13 protein-coding genes are annotated in these 23,357 nt (G+C 33.5%); 1 reads left to right on the top strand and 12 read right to left on the bottom strand.

Features of this window, described 5'->3' with window-relative positions; translation table 11 throughout:
* Positions 1-39: 39 nt before the first annotated feature.
* The 3 genes from ACFS5M_RS13435 to ACFS5M_RS13425 form a co-directional block, all read right to left on the bottom strand.
* Entirely contained in the window at positions 40-1,455 is a 1,416-nt protein-coding gene (locus ACFS5M_RS13435; protein ID WP_183489256.1) for an MBL fold metallo-hydrolase, read from the bottom strand.
* An 81-nt stretch (positions 1,456-1,536) separates the two neighbouring features.
* Positions 1,537-2,337, bottom strand: a complete 801-nt coding sequence (locus tag ACFS5M_RS13430) for a sulfite exporter TauE/SafE family protein (protein ID WP_183489253.1) — start codon at positions 2,335-2,337, stop codon at positions 1,537-1,539.
* 68 nt (positions 2,338-2,405) lie between these two features.
* On the bottom strand, positions 2,406-3,038 hold the full coding sequence (locus ACFS5M_RS13425; protein ID WP_183489251.1) for a Crp/Fnr family transcriptional regulator: 633 nt from the start codon (positions 3,036-3,038) through the stop codon (positions 2,406-2,408).
* A 110-nt stretch (positions 3,039-3,148) separates the two neighbouring features.
* Here ACFS5M_RS13425 and ACFS5M_RS13420 point away from each other — a divergent pair, with 110 nt between their 5' ends.
* The gene (locus tag ACFS5M_RS13420; protein WP_183489248.1) at positions 3,149-3,805 is read left to right on the top strand and encodes an HAD family hydrolase; all 657 of its coding nucleotides are present in this window, start codon (positions 3,149-3,151) and stop codon (positions 3,803-3,805) included.
* Here ACFS5M_RS13420 and ACFS5M_RS13415 read toward each other — a convergent pair.
* The 9 genes from ACFS5M_RS13415 to ACFS5M_RS13375 form a co-directional block, all read right to left on the bottom strand.
* Entirely contained in the window at positions 3,802-4,788 is a 987-nt protein-coding gene (locus tag ACFS5M_RS13415; protein ID WP_183489245.1) for a PorP/SprF family type IX secretion system membrane protein, read from the bottom strand. The genes ACFS5M_RS13420 and ACFS5M_RS13415 overlap by 4 nt on opposite strands.
* Positions 4,789-4,827: 39 nt before the next feature.
* Entirely contained in the window at positions 4,828-13,032 is an 8,205-nt protein-coding gene (locus ACFS5M_RS13410) for a T9SS type B sorting domain-containing protein (protein ID WP_183489242.1), read from the bottom strand.
* A gap of 68 nt (positions 13,033-13,100) precedes the next feature.
* Positions 13,101-15,857, bottom strand: coding sequence for a PorP/SprF family type IX secretion system membrane protein (locus tag ACFS5M_RS13405; RefSeq protein ID WP_183489239.1), 2,757 nt, complete (start codon positions 15,855-15,857; stop codon positions 13,101-13,103).
* Between the two features lies 1 nt (position 15,858).
* Positions 15,859-17,319, bottom strand: coding sequence for a T9SS type B sorting domain-containing protein (locus ACFS5M_RS13400; RefSeq protein WP_183489236.1), 1,461 nt, complete (start codon positions 17,317-17,319; stop codon positions 15,859-15,861).
* A gap of 122 nt (positions 17,320-17,441) precedes the next feature.
* Positions 17,442-18,740, bottom strand: coding sequence for a hypothetical protein (locus tag ACFS5M_RS13395; RefSeq protein ID WP_183489234.1), 1,299 nt, complete (start codon positions 18,738-18,740; stop codon positions 17,442-17,444).
* A 277-nt stretch (positions 18,741-19,017) separates the two neighbouring features.
* Complete coding sequence (locus ACFS5M_RS13390) at positions 19,018-19,473, bottom strand: hypothetical protein (RefSeq protein WP_183489231.1); 456 nt, start codon at positions 19,471-19,473, stop codon at positions 19,018-19,020.
* 290 nt (positions 19,474-19,763) lie between these two features.
* Positions 19,764-20,522 carry a hypothetical protein gene (locus ACFS5M_RS13385; RefSeq protein WP_183489228.1) on the bottom strand — a complete coding sequence of 253 codons (759 nt, stop codon included), beginning with the start codon at positions 20,520-20,522 and terminating at the stop codon, positions 19,764-19,766.
* A 91-nt stretch (positions 20,523-20,613) separates the two neighbouring features.
* Entirely contained in the window at positions 20,614-21,321 is a 708-nt protein-coding gene (locus ACFS5M_RS13380; protein ID WP_183489226.1) for a hypothetical protein, read from the bottom strand.
* Between the two features lie 26 nt (positions 21,322-21,347).
* Entirely contained in the window at positions 21,348-23,312 is a 1,965-nt protein-coding gene (locus ACFS5M_RS13375) for a T9SS type A sorting domain-containing protein (RefSeq protein WP_183489223.1), read from the bottom strand.
* Between the last annotated feature and the right edge of the window lie 45 nt (positions 23,313-23,357).

Here is a 23,357-nt window from a genome sequence, read left to right as displayed (position 1 = left end):
ACAATCGATTGATTCAAATTGTGTTTTTAATCATATTGTCTATTTTAAAGTTGAAGGACAGACATAATCAGTTCTTGGAATATTTGTCTTTTTTATTGCTCCATAGCCACCAGCGACATCAATTAAGTTATGAATCCCTCGACTCTTTAATATGGATGCTGCAATTACTGAACGATAGCCACCAGCACAATGCACATAAAATGGTTGATCCTCGGGAAACTCACTTAAATGATTATTTAAAGTATCTAAAGCTGTATGTTTCGCTCGATCTACGTGTTCTGCAAGAAACTCACCATCTTTACGAACATCAAAAACAACATCTTTAATATCTGAATAACGATTAGCAAACTCATCGGCTGAAATAGATGTTAAAGTATCGTACTCCATTCCAGCAGATTTCCAAGTATTAAAGCTTCCATCTAAGTAACCAATCACGTTATCAAAACCAACACGAGACAGACGTGTAATCACTTCATCTTCTCTTCCTTCTGGAGTGACTAGTAAAATAGGCTGATTAACATCTACGATTAAAGCGCCAACCCAAGGTGCAAATCCACCATCAATTCCAATAAAAATAGAACGAGGAATATGGCCTTTTATAAATTCTGATTGATGACGAACATCTAAAACAATAGCTTCCGTTTCGTTTGCAGCAGCTTCAAAAGCATTAGGAGATAAAGGGTTTTTAGATTTAGTCATGACTTTATCAAAACTTTCATAACCCTGAATGTTCATCATTACATTTTGTGGAAAATATCCTGGAGGTTCTTTTAAACCATCTAATAATTCAGCAATAAACTCTTCTTTAGTCATATCTGCACGCAATGCATAATTCACTTGCTTTTGATGACCTAAAGTATCTGTGGTTTCTTTACTCATATTCTTTCCACAAGCAGAACCAGCACCATGATTTGGATAGACAATTAAGTCGTCGCTTAGAGGCATAATTTTATTACGAAGCGAATCATATAAATAACCTGCCAACTTTTCTTGAGTTAAATCTGTAGCAATTTTTTGAGCTAAATCAGGACGACCAACATCACCAATAAACAAAGTATCACCAGTAACAATGCCATGTTCCTTTCCTTCTTCATCTATAAGCAAATAAGTTGTGCTTTCCATGGTATGACCAGGTGTATGAATGACTTTGATTTTATAATCGCCAACTTCAAATATCTGATTGTCTTCAGCAATAATGGCGTCATACGATGGTTTTGCAGTAGGGCCGAAAACAATTTGAGCTCCTGTTTTTGCTTTTAAATCTAAATGACCAGACACAAAATCGGCATGAAAATGTGTTTCAAAAATGTACTTAATTTTAGCATTATCTGAGTTTGCTCTTTCTATATAAGGTTGTACTTCTCTTAATGGGTCTATAATTGCAGCTTCACCGTTACTTTCGATATAATACGCTGCATGGGCTAAACATCCTGTATAAATTTGTTCTACTTTCATTTTATTTGTTTTAATTATTTGTACTCAAAAATACTTATGTTTTGAATACTGTGCAGTAACTAAAGTTACACACTATATATTTTATTTAGTAAGTTCTTTATATATAATATACACTCCCATTACAAGCACAAACCAACCGAATCCTTTTTTTAGTTTTTTCCCTTCAATAAAATTGGATAGGTACATTCCGATAAATATTCCTATAATGGATAGGCCTGTAAAACTTAGCAAAAATAACCAATCAATATCTAAATTCTCGACATCTCCTATAAATCCTATTAATGATTTGATTGCAATTATTAATAATGATGTTGCTACAGCTTTTTTCATTGGTAGCTTAGCTAATAAAACTAAAGCGGGAATGATTAAAAACCCACCACCAGCTCCAACAATTCCTGTAAGTATTCCAACAACAAAACCTTCAATAATAATTAGTGGATAGTTATATTTAACTTCAGTTTCTTCGCCAGAATCTTTACGGTTGCTACGAATCATAGAAATTGAGGCTAGCAACATCACTAAAGCAAAAAACAGCATAATTGCAATATCTTTTGTAATGATAAAACTTCCAACAGAAAACAATTCTTCAGGAATTGCAGGCACAATAAATTTTCGAGTAATATATACTGCTATAAAAGCTGGTATGGCAAAAACTATAGCTGTTCTAAAATCAACTAAACCTTTTTGAATGTTTTTAATGGCGCCAACTAAAGCAGAAACACCAACCACGAATAGAGAATACGCTGTAGCCGTTACTGGATTAATATACAATAAATACACTAAAATTGGCACTGTTAAAATAGAACCACCTCCACCTATTAGGCCTAAAACTAAACCTATTAGAAGTGCTCCTAAATAACCCAAAAGTTGTTGAATTTCCATGTTTATTTATAATAATTCAAACAAACCTAAAGAGAATTTGAACTTAAATTAGTAACAAAAGTTACATTTTATAAATCTAAGACTTTTATATTATTTCTATGGAGTTCAATCTTACCATCTATTTCTAAAGTTTTTAACAATCTTGAAATCACAACTCTGGAGGTGTGCAAATCTTGTGCTATTTCTTGATGAGTTACATGAATGGTTTCATTGTGATTCACCATTGCCTTATCTTTAAGGTATTTAAACAAACGCTCATCCAATTTTAAAAAGGCAATTGTATCTATTGCCTCTAGAAGTTCGGACATGCGATCGTGATAGCTTTGTAGAATAAACCTTTGCCAGCTTTTATATTTCCCTAACCATTCTTCCATTTTTTTTACAGGAATCATGATTAGTTTAGTGTCGGTTTCAGCTATGGCTATAATTTCACTTTTAGAACTCCCTAAACAACAAGATAATGTCATGGCACATGTATCGCCTTGCTCAATAAAATATAGAATAAGCTCATCCCCGTTTTCATCTTCGCGAAGAATTTTAATGGCACCACTTACTAATAAAGGCATTGACTTAATATAATCGCCTATATTAATCAGTTTAAAACCTTCAGGTATATCTTTATACGTACCAATATTATTTATTTCTTGAAGTAATTCATCTTCAAATAAATAACCATAATGCTGTTTTAATTCATCTATCATTTTTACTATTTTTTATCCTAGATAAAGTTATGATAATAACTTTAAGGTAACATGCCTTAAATAAAAAATATTGTGCAGCTTTACTATATTAGCAAACAAATTGAGAAAAAATGCTTAAAGCTGTTTTATTTGATATGGATGGTGTTATTGTAGATACTGAACCTTTACACCATAAAGCTTATTACAATATGTTTACTGATTTTAACATTGAGGTTAGCGCATCTATGTATCAATCATTTACTGGACAATCAACACTAAACATTTGTAAAATTTTATGCGATCATTTCAACTTGAAAACTCATCCAAATAACCTTGTTGAGAGAAAACGCTTTCATTTTAAAGATTTATTTTTTAATGATTCAAGCCTAAGTTTGGTCGATGGAGTTTTAGACTTGATTAAAGATTATTATCGTAATGGAGTGACTCTGGTGTTAGCTTCATCGGCGTCAATGACAACCATTAACAATGTGTTTACGCGATTTGATTTGGATCAATATTTTGTTGCTAAATTAAGTGGTGCAGATTTAAAGGCTTCAAAACCTCATCCAGAGATTTTTATTAATGCAGCCAAAGCTTCGGGCTTTAATAATAATGAATGTCTTGTCATAGAAGACTCTACCAATGGCATAAGAGCAGCCTATGATGCGGGAATATATTGTATAGGTTATGATAGTCTAAATTCAAAAAATCAAGATTATACCTTAGCCAACAAAGTAATTTCTGATTTTAATGACATTCATTTTGAAATCGTAAAAAACTGGGTTTAATTAATTCCTGTTTCATGGCGTGTACTTTTAGTACATTCGCAATCACTTAAACCTTGTAAAAAGTCAAAACCAATGGTAATCATATGCGTTCCAGAATTATATCCTGATAAATCATTGATTGTAATTTGGTAGGCATAAGCAAAATAGATATTAGATTTTTTAATCCCAGCCATCGGACCAATATTTAAAGGTTTAAAAAATTGATCATTAAGAAAACGGTAAGATATCCCTCCCCAGAAATAATCTTCATTTCTATTAAATTTTCTGTATTTTATGTTGATATCTGTACTCGAACGGTTATCACTTTCAAAGTATTGAAAAAATACTGAAGGCTCAATCTCAACTTTTTTGTTTTTAGGGTTTTGAAGAACAATTCCAGTATACACTTGATAATTTAAAAGTAAGTCAGGTTCTATTCCACTGAAATCATCTATCTCTTTTCCTAAAATATTATTAGCATTAAAACTCAAATAAAATCCTTTGTTTCTGTATAATGCTCCTACATCAAAATTATTATTTGAAATCGACCTATCATCTGTAATTCTTGGGTCTATAATAGGCATGTTATAAGTTGGTCGAAAATTATTAATATCGATTTTAAAACTATTCAAATTATAAGATAAACCTAAAGACAAATATTGTTTAGAATAATAATCTAAAGTCAGGTGATGAGCAAATGACACTTTCACCCCTTTTTGAATTGTATTTCCGTTTTTATCATTATATAAGGATATTCCTACGCCAGAACGATTTGCAATTCTAATGTCGGCATATAAAGATTGATTATCGGGAGCACCTTTTATACCAACCCATTGTGTTAATCCATTAGCTCTAATTTTAAGATTATCTCCTATACCTGCATATGTTGGTGATATTACAAAACTATTATCTGCTAAATACTGAGTGAAAACAGGTAAATTCAACTCTTGGCCATAACTAAATGTTACAGCTAAAAAAAGTATATATATAGTGATTTTTTTCATTTTAAATAATTTTAAATTAGATAACAACAACACATTAAATTATCTGTAAAGGGTAAAATGACCTACAAAATCTCGATCATCTGATGGGTCGTTAAGGTTAACCACATACCAATAATCTCCTGTAGGTAATTCGACATCATTATAAGTTCCGTCCCATTTTTCACCTTGTCTCAATGTGGCAATTTTACGACCATAACGATCAAAAATTGAGAACTCTAAATATTGATATTGAGTAGAACATTCTGGAGCCCAGCCGTCAACGACACCATCACCATTAGGTGTGAAATAATCTGGAATACAAATATCTATGTATTCAAAATATCTAGTTGCTATTGCCATACACCCATTACTATCTGTAACGACTACAGCGTACTCTCCAGTTTCATCAAGCATAAACGTATTCGTATCGCCATAATCTTCACCATTAAGAGTAAATTGATATTCGCCAGATCCACCAGTAACGACAGCTATAATTTCATTTAACTCACCATCATGTATTGCTAGTTCCAAAGGTTCAAAGGTTGTAATATCAAAAAGCTCTGTAGTTTGGATACAACCATTAGTATGTCTCACATCTATATAATGATCTGTTCCAGGTACCACATCAATAAAAACATTACTCGATTGATATGGTCCACCATCTAAAGAATAATCTAAATCGGAAAGATCTGTAATACCATCATCTACAATAACTGTAACATTATTGGTAGGAGAATTATTAACACAAGCATACTCTATTTCAACCATAGGATTAATCGCTACAGATTCTGGGAAAGTTATATTCCATTCAGATTCACAACCAAAACTATCTCGTACATATACTGTATGATCTCCTCCACCTAACTCTGTAAAGTCAAATTGCGTTTGACCATGAGCTCCAGTTATATAAGGGCCATCATAATTATCTATACTCACTTCATAAGGAGGGGTTCCTCCAGTTACATCAATACTAAATTCACCATCATTATCACCATCACATACTTCTGGTAAAATTGAAGATGGTACAATACTAATTAACACAGGAGTTGGTTCACTTATAGTGAAGTCAAAGGTTAAATAACAACCAAGTTCATCTTGAACTATGACATCATACGTTCCTGGCTCTAAATTTTCAAAAATATTCGTCTCAAAAAATTGATCCATTTGTGGAGAGATAGCATATTTAATAATCCCAGTTCCTCCAGAAGCATTTATTTCTAAAATACCATCGTTTGCTCCGTTACAGGTTATATCTGTAACAGTAAAAGGTGCAACTAATGGTGCTGATGGTTCAACAATATCAATTAAAGCAGATGTTGTTAAACAATCATCACTAACGACTTCTACTTGATATGTTCCTGCAGTAAGTTCTGTGAAAACACCTGGACTTAATTGTGTAGCAGGAATAGGAGTTCCTGAAGCATCTTGTAAGGTATATACATAATCACCTAATCCGCCAACAGCAGTCGCAATAATTACAGCTGTATTATCTCCAGCACAATTAATGGTCGCATTAATTAACGATAAGTTTAATGTTAATTCAGGAAGTGGGTCAATTGCAATTTCATTAGAGACATTAGCCACACAACCATTTGCATCACTCACATAATAATTATAAGTGCCTTCAGAAACTGGAAAAGTTATTGAAGTTGAGAAAGAGCCTAAAACTGGAGTTAAAGAACTATTTTCACTATAAATATATGTTCCCGTTCCTCCTGATGCACTTAATGTAAGCGTAGCATCAGTTAAACAGGTTTGCGAGGTTTCTTTTACTAAACTAGCCACAATTTGAGTAGGTTCAGAAATCACTATATCTGCTGAAGTAAAACTACAGTTTAATATATCTGTAACTACTACATTATAAGTTCCTGCTCCTAACCCTCCAAAAATTGGAGAACTTTGCGGTCCTGAAGTACTTACCGTTGGCGAAACCATATTCAACGTATATGAAAAATCACTTCCACTTCCTCCAGTAATACTAGAGACTGTAATCGTCGCATCGGCATCTCCAAAACATGACAACAATGTAGTACTTGGAGTTATTATTGCATTTATTGGTGGAGGAATAACAAGAGTTACTGAATCTGAAGCAATACACCCTCCAGCATCCATTACATTTACGGTATATGTTCCTGCAGATAAGCCTACAAAGGTTCCGCTTGAAGAATAAGCTACAGTTGCAGCACCTGTTAATTCATATTGGTATGTTCCCCATCCACCACTAGCAGTAGCAGTTATGGTTCCTGAATCATCATCACAAGTTACATTTGAGGTTTCTATAGCATCAACAACCAACGCTGATGTAGGTGATCCAATAATCACATTTGATGTTGCTGAACAAAATGGGCTAGCAGTTTCTGTAATTACTACAGTAAAACTTCCTGCAGGCATTCCTGTTACTATTTCTGGATTTGTTGAAGTATTAGCTGTTACAACTCCTAATACTGAAGTGCTTGAACTATCAAATACTTCATAAGAGTAAGGTCCAGAGTAACCGCTTACATTTAATTCAAATGCTCCTGTACTATCACCAAAACAAGTCACTTCTGTTGGAAGTGTAGTAAAAGAAGGTGCTATTGCAGCAGATAATGACACATTTACCTCAGCAGTACATAAATTCGTATCGGTTATCGTTACTGTATACATTCCTGAAGGCACTCCAGAAAACACATTCCCTGTTAAAGTTATTGAAGTAGGATTTGGACTAATACTATACGTATATGTTCCAGTTCCACCAGAACCAGTTATTGTAATTTCACCATCATCATCATTACATGTTGGTAATGCAGTAACTTCTGGTATTAAATTGATAGGTGCAGCAATATCTACAGACACTAAATTACCACAGCCATTAGCATCTTGGACTTCTATAGTATGCGTTCCTGAAACTAGATTTGAAATCGTAAACGGAGCTGTTTGTGTTTGAAAAGCACCTCCATTAATACTATAACTATGAGGTGATATTCCTGATGTTGTTAAAGTGACTTGTATTTCAAACTCACCTTCAGCTGTAGAACATTGATCAATTAATGATGCAGAAACAACTGGTGATGGATCGCTAGGTAATACAAGTACAGGTGTAGACCTAATACAACCATAAGCATCCATTGCATGCACGTAATAACTATTAGCATCTACATTGAATGTATTTGTCGTTGCCCATGATGGATCTGTTTCTAAAGGAGCCGTTGCAGATGTTGTTATTTGGTACATATATGGAGGGGTTCCATTCATAGCTACAGCACTAATAACTCCAGAATTAGGGTTACAATTAGCATTTTGATCAACAGTTGCAGTAACACTTAGCTCAATTGCTGATTCAGTAATGTTAAAAGGTACAGTAAGTACACTACACCCAGAATTTGGTCCAGAAGTCTCTGTAATTAAAACATAATAATTTCCAAAAGGTAAAGGTCCTAAGTCAGTTATAGGTAAAGAACCTGTTGCAGGTACTACTCCAGAACCACTAATACCTGTTGAAGCGAGTGATAATGATTCAAATATTTCATAGTCAACATTAGTAGGCACAACATAAACGCTATTAATTACAAATGATACATTTCCGTCAGCACTACCTGTACAAGTAATATTATTGGTTGATAATGCACTAGCTGATAATGTTGAATTTGTTGGAATTGGGCTCGAAGCCATTTCATAATAGCTACAATTAGTTGACATATCATAAACAATAAATGTATATGTCACTCCTGGTGTTAACCCTCCAAAAGTCGCTGATTGACTTCCTGGAGCATCTTCAGAAATCCAAGTTCCTCCTGGTGGTGGAGCTGGAATAAATCCTTGATAAATATCAAAATAGAAAGGACCAACACTACTTAAAGAAGACCCTACGCTAACTACAGCTTCTCCACCTGATAGACAATCTACTGAAGCAGTAATAACAATGTCTAAATCTGTTGGAGGCGATGCTACTAGAACATCTTGTATTAATACAGAACATCCATTAGCATCAACAACGTTGATTTCATATAATCCAAAGTCAACCACATCAAAAGAGACAGACGTTCCTCCTGTGGTATTAAGTTCGGTTTCAGAATACCCATTCGTTCCAGTTACAAAATAATTATATGGAGCCGTTCCTCCTGTAACACCATCAATAATAATTGAGCCTTGAGAAATACCACTACCAGTACAAGTAATATCTACCGTATGATAAGTCACATCAATAGGATCTGGCTCAACAATAGTTATGGGTTCTGTGTCAGTACAAGAATTCCCATCCGTTAAGGTAATCGTATAATTACCAGCTGGTAATCCAGACGTTTGAGTTCCGTAGTTTGTTCCTGTAGTATCATTATTAACATTAATAACAAAAGGAGGTGTACCAACAGTATTATTTATTGTAATATCAATAGCTGCATTTTCATCACCATTACATAGAATTGGTTGAGTTTGGACTACAGATATAATTTCAGGATAAGAGATGACATTGATTGTTTGTATTCCAGATTCAGCAATACAACCGTTAGCATCAGTTATTTGAAATTGGTAGGTTCCATCGGTTGGAGCTGAATAAGTAAAAGGAGAACCTGTAGCACCTAAAGGGCTATAGCCACTTCCATTTATTGATACTGCATACGTAAAAGGTGCAGTACCTCCAGCAATAGTTCCTGTAATTAAAGCATCAGGTGTTGCTGTACAATCTAAATCTTCAGTTAAAATCAAGCTTACTGTTAATTCAGGTAAAGGTGCTATAGTATAAGATTCAGAATAGGTACATTCATTAGCATCCATAACCTGAAAAGTATATGTGTTTGGCTCTAAATTGTTAAAAACATTAGAGGTTTGGTAAGGTGTAACAGCAGATGCTGGTGCGATTATCTGGTATTGTAATGTGCCAAAGCCACCTGTTGTTCCAGTTATTGTTACGGTTGAAACATTTAAAGGACAACTTAAGGGAGTATTATCAAATTCTAAATCTGTTGGAGGATTTAATGGCTCAATAATGACTTCATTTGTTATGAAAGTACAATCATTATCATCTTGAATAGTAATTGTATAAGTCCCATTGGACAAGCCCGAGAACGTATTACTAGATTGAAATGTTATTCCATCAATACTATACATATAAGGAGGCGTACCACCAGAGACAGCAGTAACAGTAATTACACCATTGGTTGTACAGGTATATGGTGTATCTAAATTAGCTGTTCCAATAATAGGATCAGTTGCATTAACCACTATCGTTTGAGGATCTGTTACACAAACACTCGCACCTAAAGTATATTGTACTACAACTTCATAACTGCCTTGAGTAAGGTTCGTAAATACTGGAGAACTAAAAAATGTAGTTCCACCATCTATACTATATAATAAAGTACTTCCATGAGGATCTGTCACATTTACTGTTATAGTCCCAGAATTATCAGAACTAGGACAAAGAATATCTGTTGCTGTAATAGTAAATTCAGGGTCAGGTACTGCTTCAACAGTAATAATAGTTGTAGCGCTACAGTTATTTGAATCAACAACAGTGATATCAAATACACCTGGAGCTGTTACTACAACTTCAGGAACCGTTTGAAAAACAGTCGTACTATTTACAAAATAGAAATAAGGAGGTGTTCCTCCATCAGCATAAACGGTTATTTCCCCATCTGTACACGTTAAAGGAATTGTTAATGCTGAAGTCGCTGTTAATAAAGGAGGTTCAATAATTATGATGTCTTCAGTATAAAAGCAACCATCTTCAGTTTCAACAGTAACAGTATATGTCCCAGGATTGAGGTTATCGAATGTATAGTTGTTTTCAATAATTGGTCCAACACTATTCACTAATGTGGCTCCACTATATATGGCGAAGAAATACTGTGGACGAACATCATTAGCGGCTAAACTTATACTGCCTTTATCTCCATTACAAAGAGGTTGAGCAACATTAGTTGACACAGTAAAGTCTCTTTCTCTAATTTGAATATCTGGAACAGTAAAAATACAAGGATTGGTGGTTACATCAATTTGTCTAATATAAACAGTATAAAGGCCTGCAACAGTAATAGGAAAGATATTGCTTGATTGATAATTTACACCATCTATACTATATTCATAACCTGTAGGCACACCTCCAACAGTAATTTGTCCAGGAGTGTCACAAATAATATCTTGACTCGTAACTGTAGGGTTTAATATATTTTGGTAAACATTAAAATAAAACTGGTGAAAACATCCACCTTCATAGTTTAATGTCAACCTAAATTGTCCAGAAGTATTCGCTAAGAAATCGGGACCTGTACCAACTTCGTTCCAAGTACAAGAAGCGTTTTCATTTGCACAATCTGTATCTGTAACAGGCGGACAACTCGATTCATCAAGTTGTTCCCATATAATAGAAGACGCATCAGTAATATTGGTCTCTATTAGGACAAAATCATTCGCACCACATAAAAATATATTTGGTAGTAATTTACCATCATTAGGACAAGTAACTACTTCATCAGCAAATGGAATGACAGGATTTGTAATAGACGATCCGTAAGCCGTTACTGTAAAAACTTGATCTATCGATTGACAAGGAGCAACTGCAGTGTTATGTACATAATAAGTCCCAACAGCTGTAACAGTAATTGTTTGCGTTGTACCAATTACTGGTGTCCCTGTAGGGCTCGTTGACCACGAATACGTATCATAACCATCAGCAGCAGTTAAATCTACACTTTCACCACAAAGCACTTCATTTTGATCAAAAGTACAATCGTTTAAGTCGGCTAAAAAGTTAGTCGCTTGTGGCGTTAATAAACATCCTGTATTACTATTTACACTAGGATCGTCTGTAATCTCATAATTCGGATTAGTGATTCCTGTATATGTAGCAAAAGCTTGATTATTAATAATATTAGAACATGCATCGTCTATTTCATTACAAGATTCAACAACCGTTACATTAATACGAATTTCAGAAACGGGATCACCTTCTTCAACATATGAATTATCTACACTAAAAACAATTTCTCTAGTGGTAGGATCGTAACTAACAACCGTAACACCAGGAGGCAACTCTAAACCAGATGGATAATCGAAAATAATATTGATAGGAAGCACATCTCTAATGATTAAATTTCCCGTATCATCATTACCTGTATTCTGAAAACCAATCACATAAGTAAGGGCTTGTCCGAGATCTACTACTTGGCCACCAATGTCTGTCCCAAATTCATCTAGAACAATTTTTGTGAGTACTATATTGGGTTCAATAATATCTACAGCTAAAGCTGTAAAATACACGAAATAAGTATCACCTTGAGTACTTAAACTAATGGTTGCGTTATTCGCATCATTATTTATTACGGAGTTTCCAGGATTAGGAACCACCATAACTCCAGTATCAAAACCTAGAGTATTTGTACTATTGGGATTTCTATTATTAACAGGTAAAGCACTAAGCTGTGTTACAGAACTATCAAAAAAGTTATTTGCTAAACGATCTGCAGTTGACATATTTACGCCATTAATTAAAAGCTGATCACCTACAATTGGTTTATCCCCTTCTAAAGCCGCAAAAGCGAAATTGGCTCTTACAGGTAAAGGAACAGGAACAGTTCTAAATCCAGAAACTGGAATATCTAAATTAGGGTTATCGGCTAAGCTAATAGCGCTAAAACCATCAAAACTTGTAATTGATTTTCCAGGTAATGTTGGATCTTCAAAAACAATAAAGAGTGACCAACCCGAAGAATAACCAGTACCATTATAAGGATCGAAACTACCTGTTTCTCCTTGTGCAGTAGATACATTACCAACAGTATAAGTTCCTAAATCATTAGCTAAGCCATTAACAATTGAAGTCACATCAGCATAACACGAATATGGGTAACTACTCCCTGTTACAACACCAGCAGCTTCATATATAACAGTACCAACCACATCATTATAGCCTCCAGTAGGACCTTTAAACTTTACTTCAGTAATAGGCTCGGAACCATTAGTTACTGCTCCCCAATATAAACCAGCATGAATAATATTATAACACCCAGGATTTGGAATTTCTAAATCAGCACTCGTTGAATTGAACGTTGAAGGGTCTCCATCAATATCGATATAAACCATGTCTACATTATGATTATAGACATTATCATTATTAAAAGGATTATTATCTGGTCCTAATATATTATTACCAATTAGGCGAATATCCCCTTTTAAATCTTGGTTAAATCTTGGCGTAAACGGCACGTAGTTTTGAGCAATAGTTTGCAAGCTCGATACAAGTAGTATAACTACTATGCCAATCTTAAAAAAAGTAGGTTTTTTCATGATAATTTTATTAATACATTTAAACCATTTGGGGTTATAGATTAAATGATATTCATACTGCTATTTCATTAATTCTCAATTTTAACTACAGACATTTTTCCATTATAAGGTTTACTTCCCTTAGCATCTAATGCGCTCATTGCTCCATCAACATATTCAAACTTTTCGTAGTAAATAAAATATTTACTAGAATTAGCATCATAGAAAAAGTCTATATTCTTCTGTCCAGTTGAGACTACTTTCCTTAAGAATTCATCTCTCTTTTCAACATTATTATGCACGGCAATAATGATATAATAACCGTTTTCAACATTTTGAACATCTTTAATTATTTTCACATTACTACTCTGTTCTTCTCCAAAATCAAAATCTTCAGCCTCTAATGGCTCGGTACTTAAAGGCGTATTTTCTTTAATACGATTTAATGCAGCTTTATCTTTTAAATAACGATCCTCTTCATTATCATAAGCCGCACGTTTAATTCTTCTCTTACGTTCAAATTCTGTAGCCAATCTAATTGTTTCTAAATTTGAAACCATTCGTGCTTTAGATCTTTCAGATTCTTTTTGCTCTTCTTTTAAATTTTGTATCGCATTTAAATAATACTGGTTCGTTTCCTCATTTATATTAGAAACATTTTTAACTCTTTGGTTATATAAACTCTCTAACTCTTTGATCTTCTCACTGCGTGCGTTAATCGCTTGATCAACTTCTAATTGTAAGGCTTCTAAAGCTCTATTTTCAGCAGATATACTTTTAAATGGTTTTGGTTCTTGGTAAATACCTTGCTCACTTAAATCATTCTCTTCTTTTAAATCTTTAAGATCTTGATCTTTATTTGATACCGCTTCATTTAATCTAGATAACAATTCTTCCTGTTCTAGTTTTGATTGTTTAGCAGATTCAGTAATCTCAAACATAGACTTAGCTATATCATCTTTTTGAGTGATCTCTAATCGTGCTTCTTCTTCGGCTTGTTGTTGTGCTAAAGCTTCCGCTGCTAATCGCGCTTCCTCTTCAGCTTGTTGCTGTGCTAAAGCTTCTGCTGCCAATCGTGCTTCCTCTTCGGCTTGTTGTTGTGCTAAAGCTTCTGCTGCTAATCGTGCTTCCTCTTCGGCTTGTTGTTGTGCTAAAGCTTCTGCTGCTAATCGCGCTTCCTCTTCGGCTTGTTGCTGTGCTAAAGCTTCTGCTGCTAGTCGTGCTTCCTCTTCAGCTTGTTGCTGTGCTAAAGCTTCTGCTGCTAGTCGTGCTTCCTCTTCAGCTTGTTGCTGCGCTAAAGCTTCTGCTGCTAGTCGTGCTTCCTCTTCGGCTTGTTGCTGTGCTAAAGCTTCTGCTGCTAGTCGTGCTTCTTCTTCGGCTTGTTGCTGCGCTAAAGCTTCTGCTGCTAGTCGTGCTTCCTCTTCAGCTTGTTGTTGTGCTAAAGCTTCCGCTGCTAGTCGTGCTTCCTCTTCGGCTTGTTGCTGTGCTAAAGCTTCCGCTGCTAATCGTGCTTCCTCTTTGGCTTGTTGTTGTGCTAAAGCTTCTGCTGCTAGTCGTGCTTCCTCTTCAGCTTGTTGCTGCGCTAAAGCTTCTGCTGCTAGTCGTGCTTCCTCTTCGGCTTGTTGCTGTGCTAAAGCTTCTGCTGCTAATCGTGCTTCTTCTTCGGCTTGTTGCTGTGCTAAAGCTTCTGCTGCTAATCGTGCTTCTTCTTCGGCTTGTTGCTGCGCTAAAGCTTCTGCTGCTAGTCGTGCTTCCTCTTCAGCTTGTTGTTGTTGTTGTTGTTGTTGTTGTGCTAAAGCTCTTGCCTCAGCTTTTTCTTGAGCTAATTTTGCTCTAGTCTCTGCATCTATTTTAGGTTTAGAGACAATCGCTTTTCTCTTTTTGTTTTTTGGAATGACGAGAGCTTCTTCCTCATCATCACCACTATAATAATAGTTTTCTGTATTTTTAAATTTATAAGCTAACGTGATATCGTGAGAGGATCCAAAATCTGAAAGGTCTCCCATAGCTCTTTCATAATTATACTCAATAGCAATTTGTGAGGTAATATTAAGTCCAACACCACCAGACACTCCATATTGTGTATTATAACCTAATTGAGCCCAAATTCCTTTAGGAACTGTAAGCATTGCTAAGCCAGAAATAATAGTATTATCTTTTTTAAATTCTGATTTCACTAAACCTGAAAACTTACTTTCATCAAAAAAGCCACGACTACTCATATAACCTGTATACATGATATGTGCTTGAATATTTTGCTCAGGATCTTCTTCAAGAAGTTGAGATGTTTTAAAATTATATTGCACTACATTATTTACGGATACTCCAAAATCAAAAAAAACAGTTCCATAGTTAATTCCTGGACTGATGCTTAATATTGAGTTTTTTGGTATGTTTTCTAATGAAGGGTCTGGAACATTTGTGACGACTTTGCCGTCGTTAATTCCACTTTGATAAAAGGCGACATTTATTCCAAAAGTTAAATTACTATCAGGTTGAAGCATTGCATTGTAAGCAAAATTTACTATTCCTCCAAATGATGTGAGCACACCATAATTCCGTTGAAACAGTCCAACACCTACTCCAATATTTTCTCTAAATCTTCCAGAGTAACTTAGTAAGTATGTTTGAGGCGCATCATTAAATTGAACCCACTCTCTTTTATTATTAATACTAATGTATTTATTTTGCTCTCTAACAAAACTAAATGTTGGGTTGATAACATATTTATTAAACTTCAATGAATTTCTTACAGGTATAGCCAAAGAAGCTACTCCATCTTCCTGAGCATGGAAGAACTGAATAGCGCCTAAAAATAAAGCTATAATAAGTAAGTATTTTTTCATTCTATTTCACAATGGTTATTGAACCTTTTTTAGTGTCATTATCTTGTGTGGTGATGATATAATAGTACACAAGGTTGACAGTGTTAAAACTTAATTCACTTTCTGGCCAATTATTTTGATAGTCATCTGTTTTTAATACTATTTTTCCATAATTATCCATAATCAATACTTCGGTATTTGTACCACTTACATATTGATTAGGAATGATCCATGTATCGTTTGTTCCATCTCCATTTGGACTAATTAAATTTGGAATATCTGAAACATCAGGAAAAGGATTAGCAGCTTGAGTTACCATAAAAAGAAACTCTTTTGAAGCCGTACAACCTGTAGTTTCAGTAATAATGACTTTATAATTTCCCGTTTGGTCAACTTCATAACTACTTCCTAAAGCATCAGAAATAATTACATCATTAATAAACCATTGGTATTCTGGGTTTATAGCTGAAGTTGTTATGATAACATTTAATGTTTCATCAGATTCTATTTCATTTTCATCAAAAACATTAATACTACTTGTAAATTTTTCGCTTATTAAATCGATAGCACCTGTAGCCATGCAACCACCTAAATCTATGTTTACTTCAAAAAGTCCAGAATCTTCAGTTTGATAAGTTTGATTGGTTGCTCCAGGTAAAAGAATACCATCTTTGTACCATTGATAACTAATACCATCTGTAGTACTTAATGTTGTTGGTTCGCTACTAGGACAAAAAGGATTGCCTAAACTAGATGAAATCGTTGTATCTATACCAGAAGTTGCTTCAATAATTTCTACTCGGTTAGAATATGAATTTGAAGTACAGGTTCCGTAATTAGTTTCTACAAAATAAGTACCTGGTGTATTCACTGATAAGCTCGAACCTTCTGCAACAAAGACAGACGTTGTTGGACCAGTTTCTTTATACCAATTAAACGTTAAAGAAGGATAATTAAGAGGTGAATCATTTGTCCCTGCACCAGGATTATCTATAGTTAATAAATAGCTACCACCTTCACAATAAGCGGCATTATCAATTAAATTATTAATAGTGAATGGTGAATCTTGTATTTTATAGTAAGCTGCAAATGAGGCAGAACTTGAACTAGATGCTGCTGGAGCAGTACTTTTTATTTTAAGCTTATACCCTTCACCAGCAATCGTTGTTGGAAATGAAAAGCTTATGGTTGCTGGAGACGTTGTAATTTCTCCTGCACTAGATGTATAAATGATTGTTGAGTCAGTAAAGCTTCCACTTGCATCAGACAATTCTATACTAAATTGATTAGATGCATTTAAAGCAGATTCGGGAGAAAAAACAAAAGAAACATTATATGAATTAAAATCCGCATTCGCGCAGGCTTGACTGAATCCTAAATTTGGAGTACCAATAACTATTTGTGCATTAATTTTTTGAGAACAAAAAAGAGCACTAATACATAATCCTAAAAGTAATTTACATACAAAAGTAGTTTTCATCATACACTTACTTATTAAAAATAAATACTAAAACACGAAGTTCTATAAACGTCCTGCTCTTGTATTTAACAAGCTCTACTATATTTTGGATTAATTAAAAGGGTTGAAAATTGAATTAGTGAGGGCTAATCTTCGTTAGATGCAATAATCTTATTTATTCGCAATCTAAAATCTGGTCTTTTATCATCTCTAATATCAATAAAAGTCTCTGAATCCAGACCTTTAGAGTATACATTAAAGAAACTACTGTTACCATACCAGTTTTCTAAGTCTTCATTATTATTATTATATTCTGTAAAAATATTTCCATTACAATTATTGAAATACATTTTTTGGAATTTAATCTTACTTAAACTTTCGTTATTGATTTTAATTTTATTTTCTAGTAATACTGCTGGACTAAAACCAGAGATTACGCTTTCTTTCATATTAAGTGATGTATTTTTACCAACATATATGGCCTCTTTAACTAAGCCTAATTTAATTTCATAGTCTAAATCATCACTAACATTTATTAATGTTAAATTTATTGCAGTTACTGAAGTTTCTTTTTTAGAAAAATCGATATCCTCTTCATATTCATTAGATTTAATATTCATACATCTTGAACCCTCTGAATTAGAAATATATGAAGATCTAATGGCTAAGGAATTATAAATATCGCATTGAGCTCCAGAACTAAAGTTATAATCTAAACGGTTAGATTTATACGACACCATCTTTTCAAGATAGACTTGTCCTCCAAAAACATCAACCGAATTACCTGCAGAATAACTTACCATAACATTATCGATAGTCGTCTCGGTACCAATACCTGCTAATAATAAAGCGTAGAAGTTCCCACCATCACGTTTACGTTTACCTGCATATTCTATACGCACATATCTTAAAATGCCAGAATTACTTTCGATGTTATCACCACCATAATTTATATTTACTGAAGGATTAACTGCAAAATTATAGCCAGATGGAGAACCACCACCATAAGTATTAATAGGTGCATCTCCTAGAATAATTAATCCTCCCCAATCTCCAGCTTTTTTTACGCTTCTATTTGAAGTAAAAACTATGGGATCGGTTTCTAGTCCATCAGCAATTATGGTTGCGCCTTTTGTTATCGTTAAAGAGCCTTTTGTTTTAAAATCGCCAATGATTACAGTTCCAGGTTCAATAGTTAGAACGGCATTATTAGTAACAAAGACATCGCCTAATAACATATAGGTATGTTTCTTCAATAATTTTGTGTCAGTTGAAATCGTACCAGTTAAAATTTCGGTGGCTTCACCATATTCAACAAGATCAGGTCTAAATTCTGTCCAAGAACTTAACCAATTATTAGTACCAATTATACCTTTTTCTTGTTGTGCATAAGCATTACCAAGCATTAAAAAAAACAGGCATAAGATTTGAGGCAGATGTTTCATAACAATAAATTAATTATTAATACTGTAGGTTATTTTTCTGTTTTCAAACATATAAATAAATTCCACGAAATACAAATAATATCGATGAAATGCACTTTTGATATTTTATCTTTAGTGTATAAAAAAACCTGTACGACAAGATTTCTAATCAAAGAACTCAAGTATGATACAGGTTTAAGCTAACTAGCCTAGTATATTTTATAAATATTTAGCTAAAAATAAAAATTAAATTTCGACAGATATATCTTACAAATTTAAGTGTACTGGCAATAATTAATTAAAATTTATTTTCTAAGCCATATAAATGTAGGGATTTTAGTGTTTGTTCATAAAACAAAATAGCAGCAATTAAATTCGCCTTATCAGAATAAGGCAAGATTCGACTTTGAAAGGAAATGGTATTTTCAAAATACGATGTTGTTGCTTCATGATGTTCCTCTAGTGCTTCTCTATTGTCTTTTGTATTTGGGATCCCAAAGTTAGACATTGTAACACCTGGTTTAATACCAAATGCAATAGAAGGTAATATTTTGATTATTATCTCTATACGTTCATTATATAAAGACAATAATTTACCTTTTTGCATATCCTCCAATTCTTTAAGATCATGGTATTTTGAAATGGATACATCGGTATTAATAATACTCTTTGGCTGATTCTTTTTACTTTGTGCTTGACCAACGCCAGCAATTAATAAAAAAGTAAGGCTAAATAAAATAAATTTAATTTTCATGTTTAAGATTTAAGGGGTCTATGTGACAAATTTATGCAATTAATCGAAAAAAACAAGCGTTTTATCGATTTTTTTGTTAAAATTTACTTTTCAATAATTTAATAATATCATTGAACCAATTCTATTTAAATAATTACTCCACGTCCTTTATTATAGTTACATAATAAAAAAAGCCTCAAATTGAGGCCTTTCTATTTGCTATTTGTAATTGAGCTATTAATTTTTTTAAACAACTAGCAAGCTTGTTAGGGAGTTATATTATGTCTAATATTTTTATAAGTGCTAAATACTTATTTTGCTTTATGAGTTCTTGTTAGCACATAACGTATATCGTAAATATCTGCTGCTGCATCTGAAACAATTTTAACTGTTCCTCCATTGGCTTCCCAAGTATCTAAAGTATAAGCTGTAAAAGAACTCAAATAATAATGTTCAACTCCATTCCCTTTAGACAAAATAAAGTCTCTAGTATATATTTCTCCTACAGCTCCTCCAATATCTATCGCCACAGTTAATTTTGTTATAGAAGCAGTTGTTGGTTTAGCCTTGAATTCTATCACAATATTTAAACCATCACCATCTCTACCTGTAATTTTAGAATTAGTTGAATCATAAAATTCAGTAATATCTGTTGGTTTTTGGCTGTCTCTTGTTACACTTGCATCATTAGGTAAAGTAATCTTATTACTACTTGTAAGTGACAAAGGGCTTGCAGAAGTATAAGTTCCATCTGCATAATCTGCCCATCCTGTAGAATCACTTACACTATTTTCACTAATGAGTTTTGTCCAACTTGCATCATAATAAAAGTAAAATGCATTTTCATCGGTATCAAAAACCAACAAGCCTTCTGCAGGACTTGATATAGATGTTCTTTGCGCTGAAGTCATTCGTGGAACTAAAAGCCCTTTGTCTGTTGAGCTGATGTCTAACATTGCTGAGTCATCTGGATCTAATAGACCGATACCAACTTGTGCTAAGGCATTATAATTAAAGCAAGTAAAAACTACTAAAGTTAATATTGCTAATTGTTCTTTTAATTTTTTCATAATTAGTACTTTAAGGGTTTTTTTGGGCATTTATTTAAAACACATTTTTTATAAACGTGTTTTCTTTTTTTATCGTTAGGGATTATTTAAATTATAAACCTTCTACAGTAATATAACCATAGTCTGCATCTATATCTACACTAGTTCCTGTAAGAGATATAATTTTTAGATATACTTCAGTAGTCACAGATGGTGTGATATATGCCACAGCAATTGGTTGACTAGAACCTGCAACACTAAGATTAGTAGGTGAAATAAAAGCTTTATTTCCAAATTCCACTGAATTTGTATCGTCATACCATTGGTAAACTAAATAAGAAAAAATAGATGTATTGGTCGCATTTAAAGCAGCCGTTAGTTTATAAGTTACACCTGCACTTAAAGTCACAACTCCTGTTCCAGCAGAAAAAGCAGCAGTACCTACAGCACCAGAAGAAGCAGTAATGGTTAGATTATCGATATTATTTCCTGCTACTACAGCTTCATCTGCATTCATATTTGCATGTAAAAACTCTGGAGTATCAGACCTAAGGTTTCTCCAATTTGAACCATCAAAAAAAGAAAATGCATTTTGGTCAGTATCAAACACCATTAGACCATCGGCAGGACTTGAGATGGCTGCTTTTTGAGCTGTCGTCATTCGTGGCACTAAAAGCCCTTTGTCTGTTGAAGTTATGTCTAACATAGCTGAGTCATCTGGATCTAATATTCCTATACCAACTTGAGCGAAGGCATTATAATTTAAGCATGTAAAAACGGCTAAAGCTAGGATCGTTAATTTTTGTTTTAAATTTTTCATAATAAGTAATTTTAAGTTTTTAATGATTAGTAGTTTGTTATTTTTTGGGTTAATTGGCTATTATTGGTTTCAATGTTTACTATATAGATACCAACACTATTGTTAAATGGTATTTGTAATCTATTGTCTGTATTTAGGTTTTTATTTAATGTTAAAATTTCTTGCCCTAGGACATTAAATATTCTTATATTTTTTATCTCAACATTGTTGATGTTATTGACTATAACATGATCATTGCCATCATAAAAAACATCTATTGCAGGCATCGAACTATCATTAACTGATAAAGATTCACCTGGTAAAAAAACAATTGAATATCTATCTAAATGTTCGCCTAATGCTAAATTAATGTCGAAGCTAGACTCGGTTAAGTTATGAGTGACATCTAAAAAGTTATCTTTTAAGTACACTGTATGTTCAAAATTTTCTACTTCATCTAACATTATCTGATGAGTTCCAGCTTCAGAAATTAAGACGCCTAATGGTAATTCTAGAGTTTCAGAAAAAGTCTTTAAGCCTTGAATGGCATACTTTTTATCTGTATCATCTTCAATGACAAAAAACAAATCATTATCTCTATGCTCGTTAAGTATCGCATCATAACCTTGGTTGTAATCTATATCTGCATTAGAATTAGGTAAAAAACCTAAAAGAAGCTGTCTATGAAATCCTTCTGTATCTTCATAACCAATTCTTACATATTGATTTTCACTTACCCTTTCAGAATCATTTAAAGTACTATTGGTATTCTCACCTCTAGATGCTTCAGTTTTAAAATATCTTTGTGAATTCTTAAAAACAATAGTTCCACTTCCATAAGCTTCTACAAAAAAGCCTTTCCCTACAGGGACATATTGACTAGGGTCTGTAACACTTCCTGAAGTTCCTACTCCACTAATTAATGGTGATGTGATAGACGGTGGTGTCCCTCCTGTTAAATTACGTATAGAATAACCTCCTAAATAATCTGTCAAAGCATGTGACGTAGAGCCTCCATCTTCCCAAAAATATAAGGCATCAAGTATCAGTAGGTTATCTGTTATAAATTCACTAGCATCTAATGCTGAAGGGTAAGGGTTACCTAGTAATGATTCTTCACCTAAGTTTATAGTTGAAAAATAATCTCCATTATTTGGTGAACCATAAAACACATAATTTTGTTCAGATGAAAGTGTATTGGTTCCTTTCATGGTAAATCCTTCCGTTGGGTCTAATTCACTATTTTCATCTAAACTAATCCAATCTGAATAAGCGCCTGTACCTTGTATATAACTATACAACCAATAGGTGTTGATACTTAAAGCTGTGGTGACATTAAAGCCTCCATCGACTACAGATGGTAAACCATTATGTGGTGCTCCAGAAATAAATTGAATGGCTTGTGGATCAAATCTATTAACACTCGAGTCTGTCCCATCATACATGTTCCCTGATAAAGTAAATGTACCATTAGTGTTTACAGGTGCTGACCAATAATCGTATTTATATGCCGATGCATAACCTTGCTGGTCAATTAACAGTCGGCCAGAAGTTTTAGTATTTAAATCTAAACCAGTATGTTTCTGAATAAGTTGAGCTTGTCCTCTTAAGCGAAGGTCTCCACTTTCAAAGTGTATAGCATTCGCTACGTTTAACTCAAAATTATTAGAAACAAGCACACCTTTAGTACTAGCTGCTGTAATATTAATCTCTAAATCATAGAAATTAATAGTATTAGATAAGCCTGAAATATTGACTAAAGGATTTGTAGCACTCTTAAAATGAGTTGAGCCAGATATTGCCGATGTTGTACCGTTATTTATAAAATCATCGTTTAAATAAAGGTTGCCATCACTACTATGAATACCACTATTGGCATTAGTGTATTCATTTTCGAAATAAACATTTGTAGAGGGTTCAATTTGTAGGATACCCTCATTAATAATTTGAGCGTAGCAACAAAAAAAACAAGAAAAAGCTAAAATGTTACATAAGTAAAATTTAATTTTCATAAGTTATGGTTTTAATAGTTAATAAATAGGTTTGGGGGTTAATTT

The sequence above is a fragment of the Lacinutrix iliipiscaria genome, assembly GCF_042686125.1.
Classification (GTDB): domain Bacteria; phylum Bacteroidota; class Bacteroidia; order Flavobacteriales; family Flavobacteriaceae; genus Oceanihabitans; species Oceanihabitans iliipiscarium.
The sequence above is the reverse complement of the archived record's forward strand: the minus strand, read 5'-3'. Positions and strand labels throughout refer to the sequence as shown.

Excerpts from the sequence above, each read along its gene's own strand:
- ACFS5M_RS13435 (WP_183489256.1), bottom strand. The coding sequence starts at position 1,455 with ATGAAAGTAGAACAAATTTATACAGGATGTTTAGCCCATGCAGCGTAT.
- ACFS5M_RS13430 (WP_183489253.1), bottom strand. The coding sequence starts at position 2,337 with ATGGAAATTCAACAACTTTTGGGTTATTTAGGAGCACTTCTAATAGGT.
- ACFS5M_RS13425 (WP_183489251.1), bottom strand. The coding sequence starts at position 3,038 with ATGATAGATGAATTAAAACAGCATTATGGTTATTTATTTGAAGATGAA.
- ACFS5M_RS13420 (WP_183489248.1), top strand. The coding sequence starts at position 3,149 with ATGCTTAAAGCTGTTTTATTTGATATGGATGGTGTTATTGTAGATACT.
- ACFS5M_RS13415 (WP_183489245.1), bottom strand. The coding sequence starts at position 4,788 with ATGAAAAAAATCACTATATATATACTTTTTTTAGCTGTAACATTTAGT.
- ACFS5M_RS13410 (WP_183489242.1), bottom strand. The coding sequence starts at position 13,032 with ATGAAAAAACCTACTTTTTTTAAGATTGGCATAGTAGTTATACTACTT.
- ACFS5M_RS13405 (WP_183489239.1), bottom strand. The coding sequence starts at position 15,857 with ATGAAAAAATACTTACTTATTATAGCTTTATTTTTAGGCGCTATTCAG.
- ACFS5M_RS13400 (WP_183489236.1), bottom strand. The coding sequence starts at position 17,319 with ATGATGAAAACTACTTTTGTATGTAAATTACTTTTAGGATTATGTATT.
- ACFS5M_RS13395 (WP_183489234.1), bottom strand. The coding sequence starts at position 18,740 with ATGAAACATCTGCCTCAAATCTTATGCCTGTTTTTTTTAATGCTTGGT.
- ACFS5M_RS13390 (WP_183489231.1), bottom strand. The coding sequence starts at position 19,473 with ATGAAAATTAAATTTATTTTATTTAGCCTTACTTTTTTATTAATTGCT.
- ACFS5M_RS13385 (WP_183489228.1), bottom strand. The coding sequence starts at position 20,522 with ATGAAAAAATTAAAAGAACAATTAGCAATATTAACTTTAGTAGTTTTT.
- ACFS5M_RS13380 (WP_183489226.1), bottom strand. The coding sequence starts at position 21,321 with ATGAAAAATTTAAAACAAAAATTAACGATCCTAGCTTTAGCCGTTTTT.
- ACFS5M_RS13375 (WP_183489223.1), bottom strand. The coding sequence starts at position 23,312 with ATGAAAATTAAATTTTACTTATGTAACATTTTAGCTTTTTCTTGTTTT.